5 protein-coding genes and 1 rRNA gene are annotated in these 6464 nt (G+C 56.7%); 5 read left to right on the forward strand and 1 reads right to left on the reverse strand.

The window, feature by feature from the left end; all coding sequences use genetic code 11:
* The first annotated feature begins 48 nt into the window (after window positions 1-48).
* From HMPREF1121_RS08540 to rpoN, 4 genes are read left to right on the forward strand one after another with little or no spacing between them, the layout of a single operon-like run.
* On the forward strand, window positions 49-1134 hold the full coding sequence (locus tag HMPREF1121_RS08540; protein ID WP_044115831.1) for an asparaginase: 1086 nt from the start codon (window positions 49-51) through the stop codon (window positions 1132-1134).
* Between the two features lie 31 nt (window positions 1135-1165).
* On the forward strand, window positions 1166-1975 hold the full coding sequence (locus HMPREF1121_RS08545) for an MBL fold metallo-hydrolase (RefSeq protein WP_044115832.1): 810 nt from the start codon (window positions 1166-1168) through the stop codon (window positions 1973-1975).
* A gap of 52 nt (window positions 1976-2027) precedes the next feature.
* On the forward strand, window positions 2028-2603 hold the full coding sequence (locus HMPREF1121_RS08550) for a cob(I)yrinic acid a,c-diamide adenosyltransferase (RefSeq protein WP_044115833.1): 576 nt from the start codon (window positions 2028-2030) through the stop codon (window positions 2601-2603).
* Between the two features lie 50 nt (window positions 2604-2653).
* Complete coding sequence (gene rpoN, locus HMPREF1121_RS08555) at window positions 2654-4108, forward strand: RNA polymerase factor sigma-54 (protein WP_044115834.1); 1455 nt, start codon at window positions 2654-2656, stop codon at window positions 4106-4108.
* Window positions 4109-4234: 126 nt separating this feature from the next.
* On the opposite strand, the gene pfkA is transcribed toward rpoN, so the two are convergent.
* Complete coding sequence (gene pfkA, locus HMPREF1121_RS08560; protein ID WP_044115835.1) at window positions 4235-5215, reverse strand: 6-phosphofructokinase; 981 nt, start codon at window positions 5213-5215, stop codon at window positions 4235-4237.
* Between the two features lie 1076 nt (window positions 5216-6291).
* Here pfkA and HMPREF1121_RS08565 point away from each other — a divergent pair.
* Window positions 6292-6464, forward strand: a 16S ribosomal RNA gene (locus tag HMPREF1121_RS08565); the annotation flags it as partial.

Raw genomic sequence — 6464 nt, forward strand, 5'->3', positions numbered from 1 at the left:
CAAAGGCCTTGCTTCGCCCTGCTAATGTGCTTACAACTACACTACAACATGGTTGCACCACGCGCATCTATCCTCTTGGTCTACACCGGAGGGACGATCGGGATGCTTGAGAACCCTGAGACGGGTGCTCTCGAACCCCTTGACTTTAATTACCTGCAGGACAACGTCCCAGAGCTGCGTCTCTTGGGCTGCGATATCTCCAGCGTGGAGTTTCAGCCTCCGCTGGACTCCTCGGCGATCACTACCGAGCACTGGGTACAGCTGGCTCGTGTCATCGAGGAGAACTACGATAAGTACGACGGCTTCGTCATCCTCCACGGCACCGATACGATGGCTTATACCGCCTCGGCGCTGAGCTTCGTCTTCGAGGGGCTCGCTAAGCCTATCGTCTTCACCGGCTCGCAGCTCCCCGTGGGGAAGCTCCGTACGGACGGGAAGGAGAACCTCATCACGGCTATTGAGATCGCTGCAGCTCGTGATGAAGCAGGCCGCCCACGTGTGCCTGAGGTATCGCTCTTCTTCGAGAACTATCTGATGCGTGGCAACCGCACGAGCAAGATCAGCGCCGATCAGTTCAGCGCCTTCGAGTCGTATAACTATCCCCATCTGGCTTATGCCGGTATCGAGATCCGCTACCACGACGCCGTCATCGCAAACGCTCATGTAGGGCGTACGCTTTCGGTGCGCCCGCACTTCGATCCTCATGTGGCGGTCTTGAAGCTCTTCCCTGGTATCACACGTGAGGTCGTCGAAGCCGTCCTCTCCGTGCCTTCGCTGCGCGGGGTGGTGATGGAGACCTTCGGCAGTGGCAATGCGCCGATGATGCCTTGGTTCCTCGATGCGCTCCGTGCCGCTGTGGCGCGCGGTGTCGTCATCGTGAATGTCACACAGTGCGTCACGGGCTACGTCGATATGACGCGCTACGAGACGGGCGTCCTCCTCGAGAAGATCGGGCTGGTCAGCGGGCGTGATGCCACGACTGAGGCCGCACTGACGAAGCTGATGTATCTCCTCGGTCAGGGCTTCAGCAGCGAGGAGGTCAGCCGCTTGATGGCCATCCCTCTGCGCGGAGAGATGAGCCTCGATCAGGAGATGGAGGGCTTCTCCCGCGAGATCTCCATCTATCGCCGATAGAGGCGACACGTATCTACACCCAGATCCACGAATGATAAGATTTATGTGCCTCTCCAGTGGGAGCAGTGGGAATTGCTACTACATAGGAGACGAGGCGGGGGGCTTCCTCATCGATGCGGGGATCCCTATCCGTACTATCACTAAGACCCTCAAGGCTGAAGGCATACCGCTCGACGGCGGTGCCATCCACGGGGTCATCGTCACGCATGACCACGCCGACCATATCCGTACCGTCGGGGTCATCGGGGGCGTCTATCACCTGCCCGTCTACGCCACGCGGCTGGTGCACGACAGCATAGCCAATAGCCGCTTCGTGCAGGACCCTATCGGCCCCTCGCGCCGTGAGATCAAGATCTACGAGCCCTTCACCGTAGCAGGCTTCACTATCGAGCCCTTCCCCGTGCCGCATGACAGCGCGGAGAACGTGGGCTACCACATCACGAAGGGTGACTTCCGCTTCACGCTCGCTACCGACGTCGGCCACGTCACTGACGATATCGCCGACTATATCGGCCGTGCAGACCACGTGGTACTCGAGGCAAACTACGACCCCGAGATGCTACGCAGTGGGAGCTATCCTGAGTTCCTCAAGGGGCGTGTCGCCTCGCCGCAGGGGCACCTCTCCAATGATGAGGCGGCTGAACTCCTCGCCCGAGTCTATCACACGGGTATGAAGAACGTCTGGCTGTGTCACCTGAGTAAGGACAACAACCACCCCGATCTCTGCTGGAAGACCGTCGAGCAGCGCCTCTTCGCCGAGGGCATTCGCGTGGGTAAGGACCTCTCGCTCACGGCACTGAAGCGCACGACTGCTTCGCCGATGTATCTTTTAGAGCCTTAGCGCTGTTATCTCTACAGAGCGGGTACATCACCCCCGCCTTACCCCTATCACTATGGATACCGAGAAGTATAAGCTATATACAAAGGGCGGCGACAAAGGCCGCACCTCCCTGGTCGGTGGGCAGCGTGTGCCCAAGTACGACATCCGTCTGGAGAGCTACGGCACGATCGATGAGCTGAATTCGTTCGTCGGCGTGCTGCTGGCACACGAGCTCGAGGAGGAGGATAAGAAGTTCCTCTTCTGGCTACAGCACAAGCTCTTCTCCGTCGGTGGCTACCTCGCTACCGACACCACGCAGGACGATGTGCACACCGTGACCTCCGTCACTGAGAGCGCCGTGGCACGTGTCGAGCGTGAGATCGATCGCCTTGACGATATGGTACCACCTATCAAGGCCTTCATCCTCCCCTCTGGTGGAGCGATCACGGCTGCTGCGCACGTCTGCCGTACCGTCTGCCGTCGTGCCGAGCGCATCATCTACCGCCTCAATAGCGAGACGCCGTTGGATGTGAATGTCCTGCGCTTCGTCAATCGCCTGAGTGACTACTTCTTCGCTCTGGCACGTAAGGAGGTCTTCCGCATCAACGGTGAGGAGATCGTCTGGACTTACGACCACGAAGATCTGTAGCCCGTATCTCTACCTGCCTTTTCCCTCATCCTCTTCGCTCCCTACCTCCGATGAATAAGCTCACTCAGCAGCAGAAGCTCGACCAATCGCTTTCGCTCACGCCCGCACAGATCCAAGCCATCAAGATGCTGGAGCTCACGGGACTGGAGCTGGAGGCGCGTATCGAGCGTGAGCTGGAGGAGAACCCTGCACTCGAGGAGAACGACGAGGCGCCCCAGCAAGAAGGCTCCGACGACGAGGCGACTTCCTCCGATAGCGACGACCAAGACTGGGAGCTCGGCGAATACGCTACCGAGGATGATATCCCCGACTATAAGCTCCGTGAGCTGCAGGAGCGCCAGTCGGTCCGCGAAGAGATCCCCTTCGCGGCTGGTGCCCCTTCGCTTGATGAGTATCTGATGGAGCAGCTCTCGCTCGTCACTCCGCTGGAGGGGACACGCCGCGAGATCGCACGCTACATCATCGGGAACATTGACGACGACGGCTATCTGACACGCTCTGTCGAGGAGATCGAGGATGATCTGCTCTTCAAGGCAGGCCTCTCCGTCACGCCCGAAGAGATCGCCGAACTCATCCGTCTGGTGAAGACGCTGGATCCCGCTGGTATCGGTGCACGCGACCTCAGAGAGTCACTCCTCTTGCAGATCGAGCGCCTGCCAGCTACCCCCCTACATCGTGAGGCGCAGCGTATGATCGAGCATCACTACGAGGACTTTGTCAATAAGCGTTTTGACCGCCTATGTGCAGCACTCGGTGTGAGCGAGGAGCGTCTCTCCGAGCTCTACGCCTTCATCTCGCATCTCAGCCCCAAGCCAGCTGGTGGCTACGGCGATGACAGCGAAGGGCGCTTCATGCACATCACCCCCGACTTCATCGTCACCGAGCGTGATGGCGAGCTCTTGATTTCGCTCGTCGGTGAGCGAGATCTGCCACCCTTGCGCCTAAGTCCCACCTACCTTGCCCTGCTGGAGCAGCACAAGGATCAGCGCGATGGCTCGCGTCAGAGCCGTGAGGCGATGACCTTCCTGCGCCACAAGGTCGAGCAGGCCCGCTGGTTCATCGATGCCATTCATCAGCGCGAGGAGACCCTACGTAAGACGATGACCGCCATCGTCGAGCACCAGCGTGCCTTCTTCCTCACGGGAGAGGTGTCGGCTCTACGTCCGATGATCCTCAAGGATATCGCCGAGGCTACAGGCCTCGATATCAGCACGATCTCTCGTGTGAGCAATAGCAAGTCCGTACAGACCGACTACGGAGTCTATATGCTGAAGTTCTTCTTCGGCGAAGGCATCCTCAATGATGAGGGCGAGAGCGTCTCTACCCGTGAGGTCCGCGAAGCCCTTGCTGAGCTGATCGCAGGCGAGGACAAGCGTCAGCCGCTCTCCGATGAGCAGCTCACCCAGCTCCTTGCTGCCCGTGGCTATCCCATAGCCCGGCGCACCGTGGCGAAGTATCGTGAGCAGCTCCGTCTCCCTGTAGCACGTCTGCGTCGCGAGCTGTAAGTCCCGCACTCTCCCATTACGCATAAAGCACGAGCGGTCGCAAAGCATCTATTGCTTTGCGACCGCTCGTGCTTTTGTTTCTCTCGCTGCTTTGGCGAAGTGTGTGAGGGTAGGGGAGTCCTTTCCTTAGATCGAGAGGATGCGCAGGGACTCGACGAGGTCCATGTCGATGGGCTTGTTCTTCTTGATTGCTTTTGAGAAGGGCACGTACACGAGGGCATCATTGACGATCCCGATCATCACGTTGCGCTGCCCCTCGAGGAGGGCTTCGATGGCGGCGACACCCATACGGCTGGCGATGATGCGGTCCTGCGCGCTGGGAGAGCCCCCGCGCTGGATGTGGCCGAGGATCACGACACGCACATCGAACTGTGGGTATTCCTTCTCCACGCGCTCGGCGACCTTCATCGCTCCGCCCGTGCTCTCGCTCTCGGAGACGAGCACGATGCTGCTATTCTTCGTCTTGCGGAAGCCGTTCTCAATCGTCTCGGCGAGCTGGTCTTTCTCGAAGGCAAACTCGGGGATGATCGCAGCTTCTGCTCCCGAAGCGATAGCGCCGTTGAGGGCAAGGAAGCCAGCTTCGCGCCCCATCACTTCTACGAAGAAGAGGCGCTCATGTGAGGAGGCGGTGTCGCGGATCTTGTCCACGGCGGAGACGATGGTGTTCAGCGCCGTGTCGTAGCCGATCGTGAGGTCGGTGCCGTAGAGGTCGTTGTCGATCGTGCCAGGGAGCCCAACGATGGGAATGTCGAATTCTTCGGCGAACTCACGTGCGCCAGAGAGCGACCCGTCACCACCGATGACGACGAGGGCATCGATCCCGTGGGCACGCATCGTCTCATAGGCCTGAGCGCGACCTTCGGGCGTGCGGAACTCGGGGCAGCGTGCCGTCTTGAGGATCGTACCCCCACGCTGGATGATGTTGCTCACGTGCTGTGTCTCGAAGTCTTCGATCTCACCGGTGATCAGTCCCTTGTAGCCGCGGTAGATCCCCTTGACGCGGATGCCGTGGTAGATAGCTGTGCGGGTGACCGAGCGGATGGCGGCGTTCATGCCGGGTGCATCGCCGCCAGAGGTCAGTACCCCTATACATTTGATTGTAGCCATAGTTGCTGTTCTTATTTCAACGCAATCTTATACCAATTCTTCTACCAGCAAAGGTACTGCAATTCCCACTCCGATATGCTGCCCTTATGGTGTCCTATGATGAGCGTGAGTATATCGTACTGAAGTTTAGCTTGATATATAAGCGACCTCATCTAAGCTCTATGGTGGGGTGGTACGAACCTATATAGGTCGCTGCGATGACCAATATGAAACTGTTGCTCCGCGTATGGATAAAAGTTATGGACGAGCGGCAGATAAGTTTGGACTACGTACGTGGCTCTAATATCTACGTACGTGGATATTTGGATTTACGTACCTGGTCTTTAAGACTACGTACATAGATGCAGGAAAACCACTACGTGAAGGCGCTTTTTCTTCACGAGCATGGCACTTTTTCCTCCGCTGGATAAGAGGAATACTCGCGATAAGGCGAAGGGCTTGCGTATTACTTCGTAGAGGCATATCGGGGAGCTGGGTGCACGATACCTTAGCACAATAAGTAGGGGCAGGACTCTCGGCTGCAGTCTCTATATAGGTCAGCCCAGTGACCTATATAGGTTTATATTACCTCTCACGTGAGAAGTCTACTCCCCTCATCTGCAAAGCTTATGCTAATTGTATCGGTTTTTCCTTCCTATTACTATATATAATGTACGCGCGCGAAGAGGGCTCTCGTCCAGAGAAAGTGCGCAGAATCTTGCGCTTAGATTTGGAAATTCGGCGGAAATTGCTGTATCTTTGCAGTCGCAAGTCAGGCGGACGAGCAGTGAATGACAGGGTTTAGATTGAGAGTGATAACGAAAAAGTTTCACTCAAGATTTGGTGGAGTGAAAACTTTGCTTTACCTTTGCACTCGCAAAAGAAACGAACGGCCTTGCGGTGACGTGGGTGGTTTGACTTTAAGAGATCTTTGAGATAATTGATATTGACAAACAGAAGTGTAGTAACAAACGTTTAGGGAAATGAAGACCTAACCGTCAATTACGACCTTTACTTAGGTAGAGATACACTAATAAATCTGAAGCAAGAATCATTTTTAGAGCAAGACAAACAGAACAAAGTACAATAAAATATTGACAATGAAGAGTTTGATCCTGGCTCAGGATGAACGCTAGCGATAGGCTTAACACATGCAAGTCGAGGGGCAGCATGGTCTTAGCTTGCTAAGACTGATGGCGACCGGCGCACGGGTGCGTAACGCGTATGCAACTTGCCTCACAGAGGGGGATAACCCGTCGAAAGACGGACT

It is taken from the genome of Porphyromonas sp. KLE 1280 (assembly GCF_000700805.1).
GTDB lineage: Bacteria > Bacteroidota > Bacteroidia > Bacteroidales > Porphyromonadaceae > Porphyromonas > Porphyromonas pasteri.